Raw genomic sequence first — 15,992 nt, 5'->3', positions numbered from 1 at the left:
CGTGTCTCACTTCAGCCTGAGCGCGTTGAGCGACACCGTGATCGACGACATGGACATGGCCAGCGCCGCGATCAAGGGCGTGGCGAGGCCGGCGATCGCCAGCGGCACGGCCAGCACGTTGTAGACCGTGGCGATGGTGAAGTTCTCGCGGATCCGCCGCGAGGCCGAGCCCGAGGTCGTCACGGCGTCCGCGATGGGCGCGAGGCTTCGGCCCATCAGCACCATGTCGGAGGCCGTGCGCGCGGCATCGAGCGCCGAGGCGGGCGAGATGGAAACATGGGCGGCCGCCAGCGCCGCGGTGTCGTTCAGGCCGTCGCCCACCATGAGGACCCGCGCGCCCGCCTGCGCCAGCTGCGTGACCAGCGCGGCCTTCTCGGACGGCAGCGCCTCGGCGATGACCTCGTCGATGCCGATGCGCGCGCCGAAGCTGCGCACGGCGCCTTGCGTGTCGCCCGAAAGCAGGATCACCCGCTTGCCCGAGGCCTTCAGCGCAGCCACCGTCGCCTCGGCGCCGTCGCGCAGCGTGTCCGTGAACCGCAGGGCCACAGGGCCGGCCTCGCCGATCTGCAGGAAGGTGGCGGTCATGTCCGGAGCCTCCGCCCCGACCCAGCCCGCGCGGCCGAGCCTGGCGCGCTGCCCGCGCCAGTGGGCCTCGACGCCGTAGCCCGGCACCTCGATCGCATCCGAGACAGGCTCCGGCTCGAGGCCGCGGGCGCGAAGCCCCTTGGCCAGCGCCTCGGCCAGCGGGTGGGACGAGACCTCGGCGAGGGCGAGCGCCACGCGCATCGCCTCCGGGGGCTGCGCGTCAAGATCCACGGGATCGGGCGCGCCCGTGGTCAGCGTGCCGGTCTTGTCGAAGACGACCGTGTCGGCCTCTGCCAGACGCTCGAGCGCGCTTCCGTCCTTGATCAGAAGCCCTTTGCGAAAGAGCCGGCCCGAGGCGGCGGTCGTCACGGCCGGCACCGCGAGGCCCAGCGCGCAGGGGCAGGTGATGATGAGGACGGCGGCCGCGATGTTGAGCGAGATCCGCACGTCCCGCGTATAGAGCCACCATCCGGCCGCGGCGAGCACGGCGAGGATATGCACCCCCGGCGCGTAAAGCTTCGCCGCCTGATCGGCGAGCGAGTTGTAGTTGGCCCGGCCCGACTCGGCCACCGCGACAAGGTCGGCGATCCGGTGAAGCGACGTGTCGCGCCCGGCCGCGCGCACCTCGACCAGAAGCGGCCCCGTCAGATTCACCTCGCCCGCGCTGACGGCCATGCCGGGACCGGCATAGGCCGGCAAGCTTTCGCCGGTCATCAGCGACCGGTCGAGTTCGGACTGGCCTTGCGTCACCACGCCGTCCACCGGAATGCGGCCGCCGGGCTTCACACGGACGATGTCGCCAACCGCAAGGTCGGCGGCGGCCACGATCTCCTCGCCCTGCGCCGTCACGCGCGCCGCGCGCGGCACTTCCAGCGCGGCAAGCTCCTGCGCCGCCGAACGTGCCGAGGCGCGTGTACGATGGTCGAGGTAGCGCCCCCCGAGCAGGAAGAAGCACAGCATCACGGCGGCATCGAAATAGGCATGATGCCCCGACATCACCGTCTCATAAAGCGACGTCCCGACGGCCAGCCCGATGGCCAGCGTGATCGGCACGTCCATGTTGAGGCGTCCGCCCTTCAGCGCGCCCCAGGCCGAGACGTAGAAGGGCCGTCCCGAAAAGATGACGGCCGGAATCGCGATGGCCGCGCTGATCCAGTGCATCATGTCGCGGGTGACGCCCTCGGCCCCCGACCAGACCGCGACCGACAGCAGCATCACGTTCATCATCGCGAAGAAGGCGACGGCGAGCCGCATCAGAAGATCGCGGCCCTGCCGGTCGGTCTCGGTCGTCGACAGCACGCCCGGATCGAGCTCGTGCGCCTCGTAGCCCGCGCGCTCGAGGACCTGCGACAGCGCGTCGGCCATGACCTCCGGCGAGGCCTCGACCGCGGCGCGGCGGAGCGTCAGGTTCACCCGGGCCGAGCGCACGCCCGGCACGGCGTTGAGCGCTTTTTCCACGCCCGAGATGCAGCCCGCGCAATGGATGCCGGGCAGCGAGAGCATGAGCGTGGCGTCCTTCGGGAGCTCGGCCATCCGTTCGGCCGCGGGCGCGGCGTTGCAGGCCGGACAGGCCGAGGGCCTTGCGCGTTCCGGCGCGCCCGCGTGCTCGAAGGTAGTGGTCATTCGCCCTCCCGTGGGCTCAGCCCCGAAGCTCGAAGGTGATGTTGTGGCGATACTCGGTTCCGTCGCGCGCGACCCCGGTCAGCCGCAGCCGCCAGCGCCCCTCGCTGACCGTCACCGGCGCGGTCAGGACGCCGTTCGCGCCCCGCGCAAGGGTCAGGGCCTGGTCCTCGGTCCGGTTGGTCGGGCGCGTCAGAAGCGCGTCGAGAGCGGCCGGATAGACCGGGCGGCCGTTCCCGTCCACCAGCGTCAGAACCAGCATGTCACCCTCGATGTCGACCGAGGCGTCCCACCCCAGCGCCTCCTGCGCGTCGCGGCGGTCGTCGAAGGTCTGGCTGTCGGCGTAGCTCGACGAGACTTCCATGCCGGGAAAGGTCGCCACCGCGCTCCATGCCATGAAGATGTTCACCGCGAAGATGGTGCCGAAGCCCGCGACGAAGATGGCGAGCACCTTGCCCCCGGTCAGCTCACGGCCCTTCGCGCGGGCCTGTCGTTCAGTGCTCATTCCATGTCCCTCCCGAAGAACGTGGTGTCCTCGAAGCTGCGCGTGGTGGTGCCGAGGTCCTCGACCCAGAGCCGGAGGTCGGTGAGGTTGCTCTGCGCGGCGGCGCTTCCGGCCGGCGCGATGACGTAGACCCGCTGCAGCTGGGTGCTGTCGACGGGCACCTCGACGACGTTGCCCTCCTGGCCCTCCAGCTCGATCCGCAGGGGCTGGTCGGCCGTCAGCGTTACCTGGAAGTCGGTGGTCTCGCCGGTCATGTTCCGGATCCGCACGTCGTAGGTGTTGCGGATCGACCCGTCGGACAGGACCACGAATTGCGGGTTGCGCACGGGGGCCACGGTCATGTCGATGTCGGAGCGCACGAACAGCATCACCGTCAGCGCGATACCGATGGCCGACCAAAGCGCGGTGTAGATCATCGTGCGCAGGCGGAAGATGTGTTTCCAAACGCTGACCTTGGGGTTGCCCGCGCGTTCGTTGGTCTCGTCGGTCAGCGCCATGTAGTCGATCAGGCCGCGCGGCTTGCCGACCTTGGCCATGATGTCGTCGCAGGCGTCGATGCACAGCGCGCATGTGATGCATTCAAGCTGCTGGCCGTCCCGGATGTCGATGCCCACGGGGCAGACGTTCACGCAGGCGTTGCAGTCGATGCAGTCGCCGAGATCGTCGCGGGACTTGCCCTTGCCGCGCGGCTCGCCGCGCCAGTCGCGGTAGGCGACCGTGATCGTGTGCTCGTCCATCATCGCGGCCTGTATGCGCGGCCAGGGGCACATGTAGATGCAGACCTGCTCGCGCATGAAGCCGCCGAAGACGAAGGTGGTGAAGGTCAGGATGCCGATCGTGGCATAGGCGACCGAGGCGGCCTGCCCGGTCACGATCTCCATGAACAGCGTGGGCGCGTCGGCGAAATAGAACACCCATGCCCCGCCTGTCGCGACCGCGATCAGTAGCCATACGGCGTATTTGGCAAGCCGGAGACGGATCTTCTGGAAATCCCAGCCCTTGCGCCAAAGCCGGAGACGCGCGTTGCGGTCGCCCTCGATCCAGCGCTCGACCGTGAAGAACAGGTCGGTCCAGACCGTCTGCGGACAGGTATAGCCGCACCAGACCCGACCGAGCGCCGAGGTGAACAGGAACAGCCCGAGGCCAGCCATGATCAGAAGGCCCGCGACAAAGTAGAACTCGTGCGGCCAGATCTCGATCCAGAAGAAGAAGAAGCGGCGGTTGGCGAGATCCAGGAGCACCGCCTGGTCGGGCAGGTTTGGACCCCGGTCCCAGCGGATCCACGGCGTGATGTAGTAGATGCCGAGAGTGACGAACAGGATGAGCCATTTGAGATTGCGAAACTTTCCCGTCACCCGCTTTGGAAACACGGGTTCGCGGGCGGCGTAGAGCTTTTGAGGCTCTTCGGTGGCACTCATGTCGGGTCAGGCCTCGGGTTCGGTTGTCACTGTTCGCGCAGGACCGGTGTAGGAGGACGGCGCCGGCCTCTCCTTGACGTGGATCAACCGTAAACTCGAAGTGGGCGGCCTGACCAATCCCCCCAATGCGGCGGTTGCGCGCAGTCACTGCACGAAAAAAAGGCGCCCCGGACGGGACGCCAGTGGCAGGTTCTGCAATCGCTTGGTGTCAGCAGTCCTCGGCACGGGGGGCGGCGAGCGCCTGGCCCCGGGACTGGGAATGGCTCTTGTCGAAGATCATCCGAAGCCGCGCGTGGACCGAAGGCGCGTCCTGCGCGGCGCGGTTCGCGGGTCGGGGGCGGCGGATCCGGCGCCCCCCGAGCGACGGAATGGCGCTGTCGGGAAGGCCCCTGATCCAGAGGCGGCTCGGTTGGGTCGTGGCGAGGTGCCATTCGAACGAGGCGGGCGCGGACGCGTGCGGGATCGCGACCACGCGCGACCAGCCTGCCGACGGTTCGAAGTTGAGGTTTGCCTCGACGGCGTAGGGCGCGGGAAGGGATCCCACGCGGGACGCCCGGAGCCTTGGCCTCACGGGGCGCGTCTGGACCGTCCAGTCGATGTTGATCCCGCCCTCCCTGGCGGTGACGAAAACGGCGACACGCTTCATGCTGCAAATCCTTCCCGAAAAATATCTTCTTGGTTGAATATCTGGGCGCAAGATCGCGCAGGATCTGGGTCGCATCACGCCCGCAATCGGTCAGCAAGAGAGTATATTCGGGGAAAAATCGGGCGCGCGGACACATCTGCGCCCCACTTGCGTCCGAACCGGGGCGGAGGGGGCCTGGCCGGAGGGAAGTGAGGCACCGGTCCCGCAGGAAACGCGCGAACAGGACCGGGACCGGTGCCGATCCGGCGCCCGGGAGGGGCCGCCGGAACTTGATGCACGGAGGCGGGGCCGCCCGCCTCCACGCGGTGTCGGGAGCGCGGCGACGGCGCTACTGGCCGCCGCCGAGGCTGTGGACGTAGACGGAAACCGCGCGCACCTCCGCCTCGGAGAGGCGACCGGCGTCGGAGGCGTCCGAGGACCACGGAGGCATCACGCCGAAGCGGGCGTTGCGCACCGTGTACTCGATCGCCTCCTGCGATCCGCCATAGAGCCAGATCGCGTCGGTCAGGTTTGGCGCGCCGAGGAACGGGTCGCCGGTGCCGTCATCCATGTGGCACGCCGCGCAGTTGTCGTAGTAGACCTGCCCGCCCAGCTCGACCACGGACGCGTCGTGGTCCTGCCCCGAGATGTTGCGCACATACTGCACGACCGCGCCGATCTCCTCCTCCGTGAGGATGCCTTCGAAGGCCGTCATCTGCGAGTAGCGGGCGTTCGGGTCGTCCTCGTTGCGGATGCCGTGGCTGATCGTCGTGTGGATCTCGTCGATCGTGCCGCCCCAGAGCCAGTCGTCGTCGAGCAGGTTGGGATAGCCCGAGGCCTGCACCCCGGCCGCGCCCGAGCCGTGGCACTGGGAGCACCACGTCGCGAAGGTCGCCGCCCCGCCCTGGATCGCGTAGTTGTAGAGATCCGCGTTGTCGTTGGGGTTGATCGCCGCAAGCTCGACCTCGGTGATGCGCTGGCGGATGTCGGCGTTCATGTCATCGAAGCGCTGAATGTCCTCGACCACGTCAGCCCGCGTCGAGAAGCCCAGAACGCCGGGCGTAGCGCCGTTGATCAGGGGCCAGGCCGGATAGGCGATCGTGTAGCCCACGCCCCAGATGATCGTGGCGTAGAAGGTCCACAACCACCAGCGCGGCAACGGGTTGTTGAATTCCTTGATCCCGTCCCAGGAATGGCCCGTCGTGTCGGGATCGCCCTCCAGGAGCTTCTGTTCCTCGGGATGCTTGTTCTGGTCGTCGGTCATTGCCGCGCCTCCTTGAACTGGCGGGACTGACGGCGGGCCTCGGTGGCCTCGTCGTCCCCTGCCGGCCGGTCGTCGTGTCGGAACGGGATGTTCGCGGTGTCGTGGTGGATCTGCCGGCTGCCGGGACGCAGCGCGAAGACGATCACCCCGAGGAAGGACAGCAGGAGGAACATCATCCCCCAGCTTCCCGCGAAGACCCGCATGATGGTGTAGGTGTCTTCCATCCGTTCAGGCCCCCTTACCGGCTTGCCAATGCTTCTTCTTCGGAGAAGGTCGAGAAATCGACCAGCGTGCCGAGCATCTGGAGATACGCGATCAGGGCGTCCATCTCCGTCACCTCGGGATTGCCGTCGAAGTCCCGCTGCTGTGCGCCGGGGTAGCGCTCGACCACCCCGCCATCGCCGAAATCGGTCGCCTGCTGGACGAAATCGAACGAGGCCTGCTCGATCATCTCGTCGGTGTAGGGCACGCCCACGATCCGGTGCGTGCTCATGAGGTCCGCGACATAGGTCGGGCGCAGTTCGGCATCCGAAAGATACGCGTAGGCGGGCATCACCGATTCAGGCACGACCGACTGCGGATCGGTCAGGTGGTCGACGTGCCATTCGTCCGAGTATCGGCCGCCGACGCGGGCGAGGTCGGGCCCCGTCCGCTTCGAACCCCACTGGAACGGGTGGTCGTACTGCGACTCGGCCGCGAGGCTGTAGTGGCCGTAACGTTCGACCTCGTCACGCATGGGCCGGATCATCTGGCTGTGGCAGACGTAGCAGCCCTCGCGGATGTAGATCTCGCGCCCCGCCAGCTCGAGCGGCGAGTAGGGGCGCACCCCTTCCACGTCCTCGATCGTGTTCTCGAGGTAGAAAAGCGGCGCGATCTCCACGATGCCCCCCACCGTGACGACCAGAAAGCTGAGCGTCAGAAGGAGGGTCGCGTTGGTTTCGATCTTCTTGTGACCTTCGAGTGCCATGTTCCAGACCCTCCTTATTCTGCCGGCGCCACGACGGGGGCGTCCTTGCGGACGGTGCCCTTCGTCACGGTCATCCAGAGGTTCCAGGCCATGATCAGCGCGCCGGTGAGGTAGAGAATGCCACCGGTCCCGCGGACCACGTACATCGGGAATTTCGCGGCGACCGTGTCGGCGAAGGAGTTCACGAGGAAGCCCTGCGCGTCGACTTCACGCCACATCAGGCCTTCCATGATCCCCGTGACCCACATCGACGCGGCATAGAGAACGATGCCGATCGTCGCGAGCCAGTAGTGCCAGGACACGGCCCTGACGCTGTAGAGCGCCTGCTTGTTCCAGAGCTTGGGGAACAGGTAATAGAGCATCCCGAAGGTGATCATCCCGTTCCAGCCCAGCGCGCCCGAGTGCACGTGGCCGATCGTCCAGTCCGTGTAGTGCGACAGCGAGTTGACCGCGCGGATCGACATCATCGGGCCCTCGAAGGTCGACATGCCGTAGAACGCGACCGACGTGACCATCATCCGCAGGACCGGGTCCGTGCGCAGCTTGTCCCACGCCCCGGACAGGGTCATCAGGCCGTTGATCATGCCGCCCCACGAGGGCATCCAGAGGATGATCGAGAACACCATGCCCAGCGTCGAGGCCCAGTCGGGCAGCGCGGTGTAGTGCAGGTGGTGCGGTCCGGCCCAGATGTAGAGAAAGATCAGCGCCCAGAAGTGGATGATCGACAGCTTGTAGCTGTAGACCGGCCGCTCGGCCTGCTTGGGGATGAAGTAGTACATCATGCCCAGGAAGCCCGCGGTCAGGAAGAAGCCCACGGCGTTGTGGCCGTACCACCACTGGGTCATCGCGCTCTGGACGCCGGACATGACGTGCACCGACCGCGACCCGAAGATGGACACCGGGACCGTGAGGTTGTTCACGACGTGCAGCATGGCCACCGTGACGATGAACGACAGCAGGAACCAGTTCGCGACGTAGATGTGCGGCTCTTTCCGCTTCAGGAGCGTGCCGACGAAGACCGCGAGGAAGGCGACCCAGACGATCGTCAGCCAGATGTCGACGTACCACTCGGGCTCGGCGTATTCCATGCTCTGGGTCGCGCCCATCAGGTAGCCGGTCGCGGCGAGCACGATGAAAAGCTGGTAGCCCCAGAACACGAACCACGACAGCCCGCCGCCCCACATCCGCGCGGCAGATGTCCGCTGGACGATGTAGAACGACGCCGCCAAAAGCGCGTTGCCGCCGAAGGCGAAGATCACGGCGGAGGTGTGCAGCGGACGCAGCCGCCCGAAGTTGAGATAGCCCTGCGCCCAATCGAAGTTGAGCGCCGGGAACGCCAGCTGGAAGGCGATGTAGACGCCGGCCAGGAAGCCCACGACGCCCCAGAAGGCGGTGGCGATCGCGGCGGCCTTCACCGGGCCGTCCATGTATTCGTTCGCAGGCGCAGGCACCCTCGGCTCGCCCGTGCGGCGAAGCTGCCACAGGAAGACGCCGCCAGCCACTGCCATGATCAGCAGGGCGTGGACCAGGTAGGCCATGTCGCGGGCGTAGTTGGCGGCGATCGCGCTAAAGATCACGATGACACCCAGGACCGCCAGCTTCAGGTAATCGAGCATTGATCGTCCCTTCGTCTTGCCCCGGTTCCGAGCGAGCGGTTCGAGTCGCGTCGGCCCGTCCGGGGCTGTTCCATCCGCTCCCACATCGCGGAAGGAACGGGCGAGAGCCTTGATCCATGTCAAAAATCCGGAACGGATGCTTGACGCAGGTCAAGGTGCCGCAGCGGCGGGCCGCCTATCAGTGTCCGGCAAGGCACGAGGAGGGTTTCTATGGCCTACAAGAGCATTCTCACGATCCTGACGGAGACCGACGAGGTCGCGCCGGTGCTGGACGCGGCAGTCAGCGTCGCCGAGGCGGCGGAAGCGCATCTCGACGTTCTGTGCATCGGGATCGACCGCACGCAGACTGGCTATTATTTCGCCGGCGCGACGGCGCTCATGCACGAGGAAACGCTGGCGCAGGCCCAGTCCGAGGCGACCCGGATCGAAAAGGCGGCGCGCGAGCGGCTGGCCCGCACCGGGTTGAGCTGGGGGGTGGAGGCGCTGGTCGCGCAATCGGCCTCCGTCACCACGATCGTGGCGCGGCGCGCGCGCTATGCCGACCTCGTCGTCCTGCCGAAGCCCTACGGCGAGAACCTTCCGGCCGACGCGCCGGTCGTCGTGGAGGCCGCGATGTTCCAGGGCCACGCCCCGGTCATCGTGCTTGCAGACGGGGCGCCGCCCGTCCTCACGCCCGAGAAGGTCGTGATCGCCTGGAACGACTCGCCCGAGGCGATGGAGGCGGTTCGCCGCGCCATGCCGCTCCTCGTCAGCGCAAAGCTCGTGTCGATCTGCACGGTCGCCCCCGAAAGGCACGCGTCCGAAACCTCCGACCCGGGTGCTGAACTGTCGCAGATGCTGAGCCGTCACGGCATCCACGTCGAAGTGAACCTCCAGCCCCAGACGCTGCCGCGCGTCAGCGAGGTCATCGCGCGTCACGTCGAGGACATCGACGCCGATCTGCTGGTGATGGGCGCCTACGGCCATTCCCGCTTCCGCGAGGCCATCCTCGGCGGAGCGACGCGCAACATGCTGGAACACGCGAAGATCCCGGTCTTCATGGCGCATTGAGGCCGGTCGCCCAGGACTGAAGACGAACGCCCCGAAGCCTCAGGCTCCGGGGCGTTTCTTTCGTGGCCGGCGCCGCGTGGGCTCAGGTCAGGATGCCGCCATCCGCGTCGTCGCCGGTTTCGTCCATCAGCAGGTCGAAATCGGGGATCACGACGTGGCGCTTGCCCTCCAGCCGGATCACGCCGTCGCGCTTCAGGCCCGACATCTGGCGGCTGACCGTCTCGAGCGTCAGTCCGAGGTAATCGGCCATCGCCTCGCGCGTCAGGGGCAGGTCGAAGAACACCTCGCCGGCGCCGCCGGTGTTGTTGAAGGTCGCGTCGCGGCGGGCGATGATCGACAGGAAGCTCGCGATCTTCTCGCGCGCCGTCTTGCGGCCCAGGAGGAGCATCCACTCCCGCGCGGCGTCCAGTTCGTCGAGGGTCATCTCCAGCAGCCGCTGCGCGATGTGCGGCGTTTCGTCCATCATCTCCACGAAGGGCACCCGGCGGAAGCAGCAAAGCTGCAGGTCCGTCGTCGCGGTGACGTCGTAGACGACCGATTCGCGGTTCGGACGGCCGAGGAAATCCGACGGCAGAAGAAGGCCGACCATCTGGCGGCGGCCATCCTCCATCGTCTGCGTCAGGGACGCCACGCCGTGGACGACCGAGGCGACGAAATCCATCTTGTCGCCCGCCCAGACGATCGTCTGCCCGGCATCGTAGCTTCTGTAATATTTGATCGACTCAAGCTTCTGAAGCTCGTCCGTCTCGCAGCGCGCGCAGACGGCGCGATGCCGGATCGGGCAATCGGCGCAATCCGCCTGGGGGAATGCGAGCTGCTTGCTGGGCATGTCGGGTCCTCCGGCACTGGTGACCGACCTCATTTGATCCACATCAAAGTGAGGGTGCGCGTTCTACCTCTAGTAGTAATATAATGGAGCATCTTACGCAACTTCGCCGCCTCGGCCTCTTCGACGCCAAAGTGCCGCGCTACACCAGTTATCCGCCCGCGACAAAGTTCTCGAACGATGTCACGGGCGCGGTTTTCCGCCAATGGGTTGAGGCGATTCCCGAGGGATCGTCCATCTCGGTTTACATCCATGTGCCGTTCTGCCGACGCCTGTGCTGGTTCTGCGCCTGCCGCACGCAGGGAACGCGCTCGGACGAGCCGGTAAGGGCCTATGTCGAGACCCTGAGGCAGGAGATCGCCAACCTCGAGGCGGCCCTGCCCCGCGGCGTCACGATCGCGCGGCTGCACTGGGGCGGCGGCACGCCGACGCTGCTGCAGCCCGACCAGATGAAGGCGCTGGCAGGCCGGATCTTCGAGGCGATGCCGCTTGCGGACGGCGCCGAGTTCTCGGTCGAGATAGACCCCAACGAGATCGACGAGGCGCGCCTCGACGCGCTGGCGGCCATGGGCATGAACCGCGCCTCGATCGGCGTTCAGGATTTCGACGAGGATATCCAGAAGACCATCGGCCGGATCCAGGGCTACGAAGTGACGCGGCAGGCGGTGGAGGCTCTGCGCGCCCACGGCATCCGCTCGCTCAATGCCGACATCCTCTACGGGCTGCCGCACCAGAACCAGTCGCGGATCGCGGAAAGCGTGCAAATGCTGCTTTCGCTGTCTCCCGACCGGGTCGCGCTTTACGGGTATGCGCATGTGCCTTGGATGGCCAAGCGGCAGTCCATGATCCCGACCGAGGCGCTGCCGACACCCGAGGAACGGCTCCACCTCTTCCACACCGCGCGGCGGCTGTTCCTGTGGGACGGTTATGACGAGATCGGCATCGACCACTTCGCGCGCCCCTCTGATTCGATGGCCGTCGCGGCAAGGACCGGGCACCTGCGCCGGAACTTCCAGGGCTACACCGACGACACCTGCGACGTGCTGATCGGCCTCGGCGCCTCGGCCATCTCGCGCTTTCCGCAAGGCTACGCGCAGAACGCGAGCGGCACGGCGCAATACCAGGCCGCGGTGCGCGAGGGCGAGATGGCGACCGGGCGCGGCCACGTCTTCAAGGGCGAGGACAAGTGGCGGTCGCGGATGATCGAGATGCTTCTGTGCGACTTCGCCATCGAGACCGCGCCAATCGTCGAGGAGTTCGGCGTCGACCGCGAGAAGATCCTCCAGATGTATGGCGAAGTTGACAGGGCCTTTCCCGACATGACCCGCACGACGGTCACGGGATTCGAGATCACCGAGGAGGGACGCCCCCTCGCCCGGATGATCGCGCGCGCGTTCGACAGCTACGAGATGCGGGCCGAAGGGCACTCGGCCGCGTTCTGAACCGCCCGGATCGCCGTCTCAGGCGGCGGTCCCCGGCACCTCTCCGAAAGCGGCCTTCATCAACTCACGCGTGTATTCGTGACGCGGGTTGTCGAAGAGCGTGTCGGTATCACCGGCCTCCACGACATCGCCCTGCTTCATCACGATCACCTTGTGGCTGAGCGCGCGCACGACCTTGAGGTCGTGGCTGATGAACAGGTAGGCGAGCCCGTGATCGGCCTGAAGCCTGCGCAGAAGCTCCACGATCTGCACCTGCACCGTCATGTCGAGCGCGCTCGTCGGCTCGTCGAGCACGACGAGTTTCGGCCGCAGGATCATGGCGCGCGCGATGGCGATGCGCTGGCGCTGGCCGCCCGAGAACTCGTGCGGGTAACGGTCCATCATCCGGGGATCGAGGCCGACCTCGTGCAGGATCGCGGCCACCCGTTCGCGCCGCTCGCCCCGCGCCACGCCGTGCACGGCGAGGCCTTCCGAGACGATCTGCTCGACGGTCATCCGGGGGCTGAGGCTTCCGTAGGGGTCCTGGAACACGACCTGCATGTCGCGTCGGATGCTGCGCATGTCGCGCGACTTCAGGCCCTGGATGTTCCGACCCATGAACACCACCGGCCCGTCCGAGGAGATCAGGCGCAGGACGGCCAGCGCAAGCGTCGTCTTGCCCGAGCCGCTCTCGCCCACGATGCCCAGCGTCTCGCCCGAGCGAACGCTGACGCTGGCGGCGTTCACGGCCTTCACATGACCAGCCGTCCGCCGCAAAAGTCCGCGCTGGATCGGGAACCACACGCGAAGCGCGTCGGTCGAGACGATCTCCTTGGCGCCGTCGGGCACGGGCCTTGGCGTGCCGCGCGGATCGGCCGCCAGAAGCTTCTGCGTATAGGGGTGCTGCGGGTCGGCGAAGGTTCGCGCCGTCTCGCCCTGCTCCACAATCACGCCGTCCTTCATCACGCAGACCCGGTCGGCGATGCGCCGCACGATACCGAGGTCGTGGGTGATGAACAGCAGGCTCATGCCGAGGTCGCGCTTCAGTTCGGCCAGCAGGTCGAGGATCTGCGCCTGGATCGTGACGTCGAGCGCGGTCGTAGGCTCGTCCGCGATCAAGAGCTTGGGATCGTTGGCCAGCGCCATCGCGATCATCACGCGCTGCCGCTGCCCGCCCGACAACTGGTGCGGATAGGCGCCGAGGCGGCTTTCGGCATCGCGGATGCCGACGCGTTCCAGCAACTCGATGATCCGGGCGCGCGCCGCCTGCCCAACGATCCCCTGATGCAGCGCAAGGCTTTCGGCGATCTGCTTTTCCAGCGTATGAAGCGGGTTCAGCGAGGTCATCGGCTCCTGGAAGATGAAGCTGATGTCGTTGCCCCGGATGGCGCGCAAGCGGCCTTCGTCGGCGCCGACCATCTCCAGGCCGTCGTATTCGACCGAACCTCCGACCTCGGCGGAGTCGGGCAGGAGCGACACGGTGGACAGCGCCGTCACCGACTTGCCCGATCCGCTTTCGCCCACGAGGGCGACGGTCTCGCCGTGGCCGACGTGGAACGTGACGCCGCGCACCGCGCGGATCAGCCGCTCGCCCTGCCGGAAGCCGACCGTGAGGTTGCGGACGTCGAGGATCGGGTCGGTCACGTCTTGCCCTCCTCCTGCAGCATGGCCCCTGCCTCTTCGCCCTCGGGCTCGCCGGCGTCCCCGGCGCCCGAGAACGTCTTGCGCGGGTCGAAGGCGTCGCGCACGCCCTCGAAAACGAAGACAAGCAGCGACAGCATGATGGCGAAGGTGAAGAAGGCGGTGAAGGCGAGCCACGGCGCCTGAAGGTTGTTCTTGGCCTGCAGCGTCATCTCGCCCAGCGACGGCGCCGAGGACGGCAGGCCGAAGCCGAGGAAGTCGAGCGAGGCGAGCGCGCCGATCGTTCCGGTGACGATGAAGGGCAGGAAGGTCAGCGTCGCGACCATCGCGTTCGGCAGGACGTGGCGGAACATGATCGTGCCGTTGCCCACGCCCAGCGCGCGCGCGGCCCTGACGTATTCGTAGTTCCGGCCGCGCAGGAATTCCGCCCGCACCACGCCCACCAGGCCGGTCCATCCGAACAGCACCATCAGGAACACGAGGAGCCAGAAGTCCATCGTGAAGATCGCCGATATGATGATGATGATGTAGAGGCTGGGGGTCGAATTCCATATCTCGATGACGCGCTGGAACACGAGGTCCAGCAGGCCCCCGTAATAGCCCTGCGCCGCGCCCGCCGCGATGCCGATCACCGAGGTCAGGAACGTCACGACGAGCGCGAAGCTGACCGAGAGGCGGAAGCCGTAGATCACGCGCGCCAGCACGTCGCGCGCGGTGTCGTCGGTGCCGAGCCAGTGGTCAGCGTCCGGCGGCGAGGGCGCGGACCGGCCGAGGTCGTTGACCGTGTTGTAACTGTAGGGGATCGGCGGCCACAAGAGCCAGCCCTGGCTTACTTCCACGCCGTCGAAGGTGCCCGTCTCCTCGACCTGCTCGATGACGCCCTCGGGGTCGTCCCAGCAATCGTCCAGCCCGCCCGAGATGATGAGGCATCGCACCTCGACGTCGCGGTAGACGGCCTCGGTCCTGAAATCGCCGCCGAACGCGGTCTCGGGATAGAAGTTCCAGATCGGCGTGTAATAGCCGCCCTGGTATTGCACGAGGATCGGTTTGTCGTTGGCGATGACCTCGGCGAACAGGCTCAGGCCGTAGAGCAGCGCGAAGATCCACAGCGACCAGTAGGCGCGTCGGTTGGCCTTGAAGTTGTCCCAGCGGCGCCTGTTGAGCGGCGAAAGCCAGCCGCGCCTCGGCGGCGGCGTCACCAGCGGCGGCGTCGGGCGCAGGCCGGGCTCGGGGTCGATCCGGGGGCGCGCGGGATGCGCCTCGTCTTCCGGGCGGGGATCGGGACGGGCCATCGGCTCAGGTCTCCCGCGTCTCGAAGTCGATGCGCGGGTCGATCCAGACATACATCAGGTCCGAGACGATGTTCACCAGAAGGCCGATAAGCCCGAAGACGAAGAGCGTTCCGAAGATCACCGGATAGTCCCGCGTCACCGCAGCCTCGAAGGCGAGCCGACCCAGCCCGTCGAGCGAGAAGATCGTCTCGATGATCAGGGAGCCGCCGAAGAAGACGCCGACGAAGACGGCCGGGAAGCCCGCGATGACGATCAGCATCGCGTTGCGGAAGACGTGCCCGTAAAGCACGCGGCTTTCCTTCAGGCCCTTGGCCTTGGCCGTCATGACGTACTGCTTCTTTATCTCGTCGAGAAAGCTGTTCTTCGTCAGAAGCGTCAGCGTCGCGAAGGCCGAGATCGTCGAGGCCAGGACCGGCAGCGTGATGTGCCAGAAATAGTCGCCCACCTTGCCCAGAAGGCTCAATTCTTCCCAGTTGTCGGACGTGAGGCCCCTGAGCGGGAAGACCTGGAAATACGATCCGCCCGCAAACAGCACCAGGAGAAGGATCGCGAACAGGAAACCCGGTATCGCGTAGGCCACGATGATCAGGCCGGACGTCACCGTGTCGAACCGCGTCCCGTCGCGCACCGCCTTGCGGATGCCGAGCGGGATCGACACGAGATAGGCGATCACCGTGGACCACAGCCCGAGCGTGATCGACACCGGCAGCTTTTCGGCCACCAGCTCGATCACCGAGATCGAGCGGAAATAGCTCTCGCCGAAATCGAAGCGGATGTAGTCCCACATCATCAGGCCGAAGCGTTCGAGACCGGGAATGTCCTCGGCCACGCAGCCCTCGGCGTCGAGATCGGGTTCGCCGGTGAACCCCTCCTCGCAGACGATGCGGGCGAAGTTGAACTGCACCCGCAACTCGTCGAGGAACTGCGGCGGCAGGCCCCGCGCGCCCTGGTAGCTGTCGTCGATTTCCGAGGCGGTGTCGGCCTCGTTGCCGGCCCCCGAGATGCCGGCGAAGGCGTCCCCCTCACCCTCGAGCTGGGCCAGAACCTGCTCGATCGGGCCGCCGGGCACGAATTGCGTCAGGGCGAAGTTCACGACCATGATCCCCAGCAGCGTGGGGATCATGAGGGCGATGCGTCTGAGGATGTAGGCTCCCATGCCGGG

The 15,992-nt window shown here is 66.9% G+C and carries 14 protein-coding genes; 2 read left to right on the top strand and 12 right to left on the bottom strand.

Going from position 1 to position 15,992, the window contains the following annotated elements; all coding sequences use genetic code 11:
* Nucleotides 1-6 precede the first annotated feature (6 nt).
* The 8 genes from P6F26_RS01630 to ccoN form a co-directional block, all read right to left on the bottom strand.
* Nucleotides 7-2,208 carry a heavy metal translocating P-type ATPase gene (locus P6F26_RS01630; protein WP_278026895.1) on the bottom strand — a complete coding sequence of 734 codons (2,202 nt, stop codon included), beginning with the start codon at nt 2,206-2,208 and terminating at the stop codon, nt 7-9.
* Between the two features lie 16 nt (nt 2,209-2,224).
* Nucleotides 2,225-2,710, bottom strand: coding sequence for a FixH family protein (locus P6F26_RS01625; RefSeq protein ID WP_278026894.1), 486 nt, complete (start codon nt 2,708-2,710; stop codon nt 2,225-2,227).
* On the bottom strand, nt 2,707-4,128 hold the full coding sequence (ccoG, locus tag P6F26_RS01620) for a cytochrome c oxidase accessory protein CcoG (RefSeq protein ID WP_278026893.1): 1,422 nt from the start codon (nt 4,126-4,128) through the stop codon (nt 2,707-2,709). The genes P6F26_RS01625 and ccoG overlap by 4 nt, the downstream gene beginning before the upstream one ends.
* A 208-nt stretch (nt 4,129-4,336) precedes the next feature.
* Entirely contained in the window at nt 4,337-4,774 is a 438-nt protein-coding gene (locus P6F26_RS01615) for a hypothetical protein (protein WP_278026892.1), read from the bottom strand.
* A 328-nt stretch (nt 4,775-5,102) separates the two neighbouring features.
* Nucleotides 5,103-6,017, bottom strand: coding sequence for a cytochrome-c oxidase, cbb3-type subunit III (ccoP, locus tag P6F26_RS01610; protein ID WP_278026891.1), 915 nt, complete (start codon nt 6,015-6,017; stop codon nt 5,103-5,105).
* The gene (locus tag P6F26_RS01605) at nt 6,014-6,241 is read right to left on the bottom strand and encodes a cbb3-type cytochrome c oxidase subunit 3 (RefSeq protein ID WP_278026890.1); all 228 of its coding nucleotides are present in this window, start codon (nt 6,239-6,241) and stop codon (nt 6,014-6,016) included. Before P6F26_RS01605 ends, ccoP begins: the two co-directional genes overlap by 4 nt.
* 14 nt (nt 6,242-6,255) lie before the next feature.
* Nucleotides 6,256-6,984 (bottom strand): cytochrome-c oxidase, cbb3-type subunit II, encoded by a 729-nt coding sequence (ccoO, locus tag P6F26_RS01600; RefSeq protein ID WP_278026889.1) that lies wholly within the window; start codon nt 6,982-6,984, stop codon nt 6,256-6,258.
* 14 nt (nt 6,985-6,998) lie between these two features.
* On the bottom strand, nt 6,999-8,600 hold the full coding sequence (ccoN, locus tag P6F26_RS01595; RefSeq protein ID WP_278026888.1) for a cytochrome-c oxidase, cbb3-type subunit I: 1,602 nt from the start codon (nt 8,598-8,600) through the stop codon (nt 6,999-7,001).
* A gap of 210 nt (nt 8,601-8,810) precedes the next feature.
* On the opposite strand from ccoN, the gene P6F26_RS01590 reads away from it, so the two are divergent.
* Nucleotides 8,811-9,650, top strand: coding sequence for a universal stress protein (locus P6F26_RS01590; protein WP_278026887.1), 840 nt, complete (start codon nt 8,811-8,813; stop codon nt 9,648-9,650).
* Between the two features lie 82 nt (nt 9,651-9,732).
* Here the strand turns inward: P6F26_RS01590 and fnrL are convergent, their stop codons facing one another.
* The gene (gene fnrL, locus P6F26_RS01585; protein WP_278026886.1) at nt 9,733-10,479 is read right to left on the bottom strand and encodes a transcriptional regulator FnrL; all 747 of its coding nucleotides are present in this window, start codon (nt 10,477-10,479) and stop codon (nt 9,733-9,735) included.
* 83 nt (nt 10,480-10,562) lie between these two features.
* On the opposite strand from fnrL, the gene hemN reads away from it, so the two are divergent.
* On the top strand, nt 10,563-11,918 hold the full coding sequence (gene hemN, locus P6F26_RS01580; protein WP_278026885.1) for an oxygen-independent coproporphyrinogen III oxidase: 1,356 nt from the start codon (nt 10,563-10,565) through the stop codon (nt 11,916-11,918).
* 18 nt (nt 11,919-11,936) lie between these two features.
* Here the strand turns inward: hemN and P6F26_RS01575 are convergent, their stop codons facing one another.
* The 3 genes from P6F26_RS01575 to P6F26_RS01565 are packed head-to-tail and all read right to left on the bottom strand — an operon-like array spanning nt 11,937 to nt 15,986.
* Nucleotides 11,937-13,541 carry an ABC transporter ATP-binding protein gene (locus P6F26_RS01575; protein WP_278026884.1) on the bottom strand — a complete coding sequence of 535 codons (1,605 nt, stop codon included), beginning with the start codon at nt 13,539-13,541 and terminating at the stop codon, nt 11,937-11,939.
* On the bottom strand, nt 13,538-14,830 hold the full coding sequence (locus P6F26_RS01570) for an ABC transporter permease (RefSeq protein WP_278026883.1): 1,293 nt from the start codon (nt 14,828-14,830) through the stop codon (nt 13,538-13,540). Before P6F26_RS01570 ends, P6F26_RS01575 begins: the two co-directional genes overlap by 4 nt.
* Before the next feature lie 4 nt (nt 14,831-14,834).
* Nucleotides 14,835-15,986: a microcin C ABC transporter permease YejB gene (locus P6F26_RS01565; RefSeq protein ID WP_278026882.1), complete on the bottom strand. Its 1,152-nt coding sequence runs from the start codon at nt 15,984-15,986 to the stop codon at nt 14,835-14,837.
* Nucleotides 15,987-15,992 lie beyond the last annotated feature (6 nt).

It is taken from the genome of Roseicyclus salinarum, assembly GCF_029624655.1.
Taxonomy (GTDB): domain Bacteria; phylum Pseudomonadota; class Alphaproteobacteria; order Rhodobacterales; family Rhodobacteraceae; genus Roseibacterium; species Roseibacterium salinarum.
The sequence above is the reverse complement of the archived record's forward strand: the minus strand, read 5'-3'. Positions and strand labels throughout refer to the sequence as shown.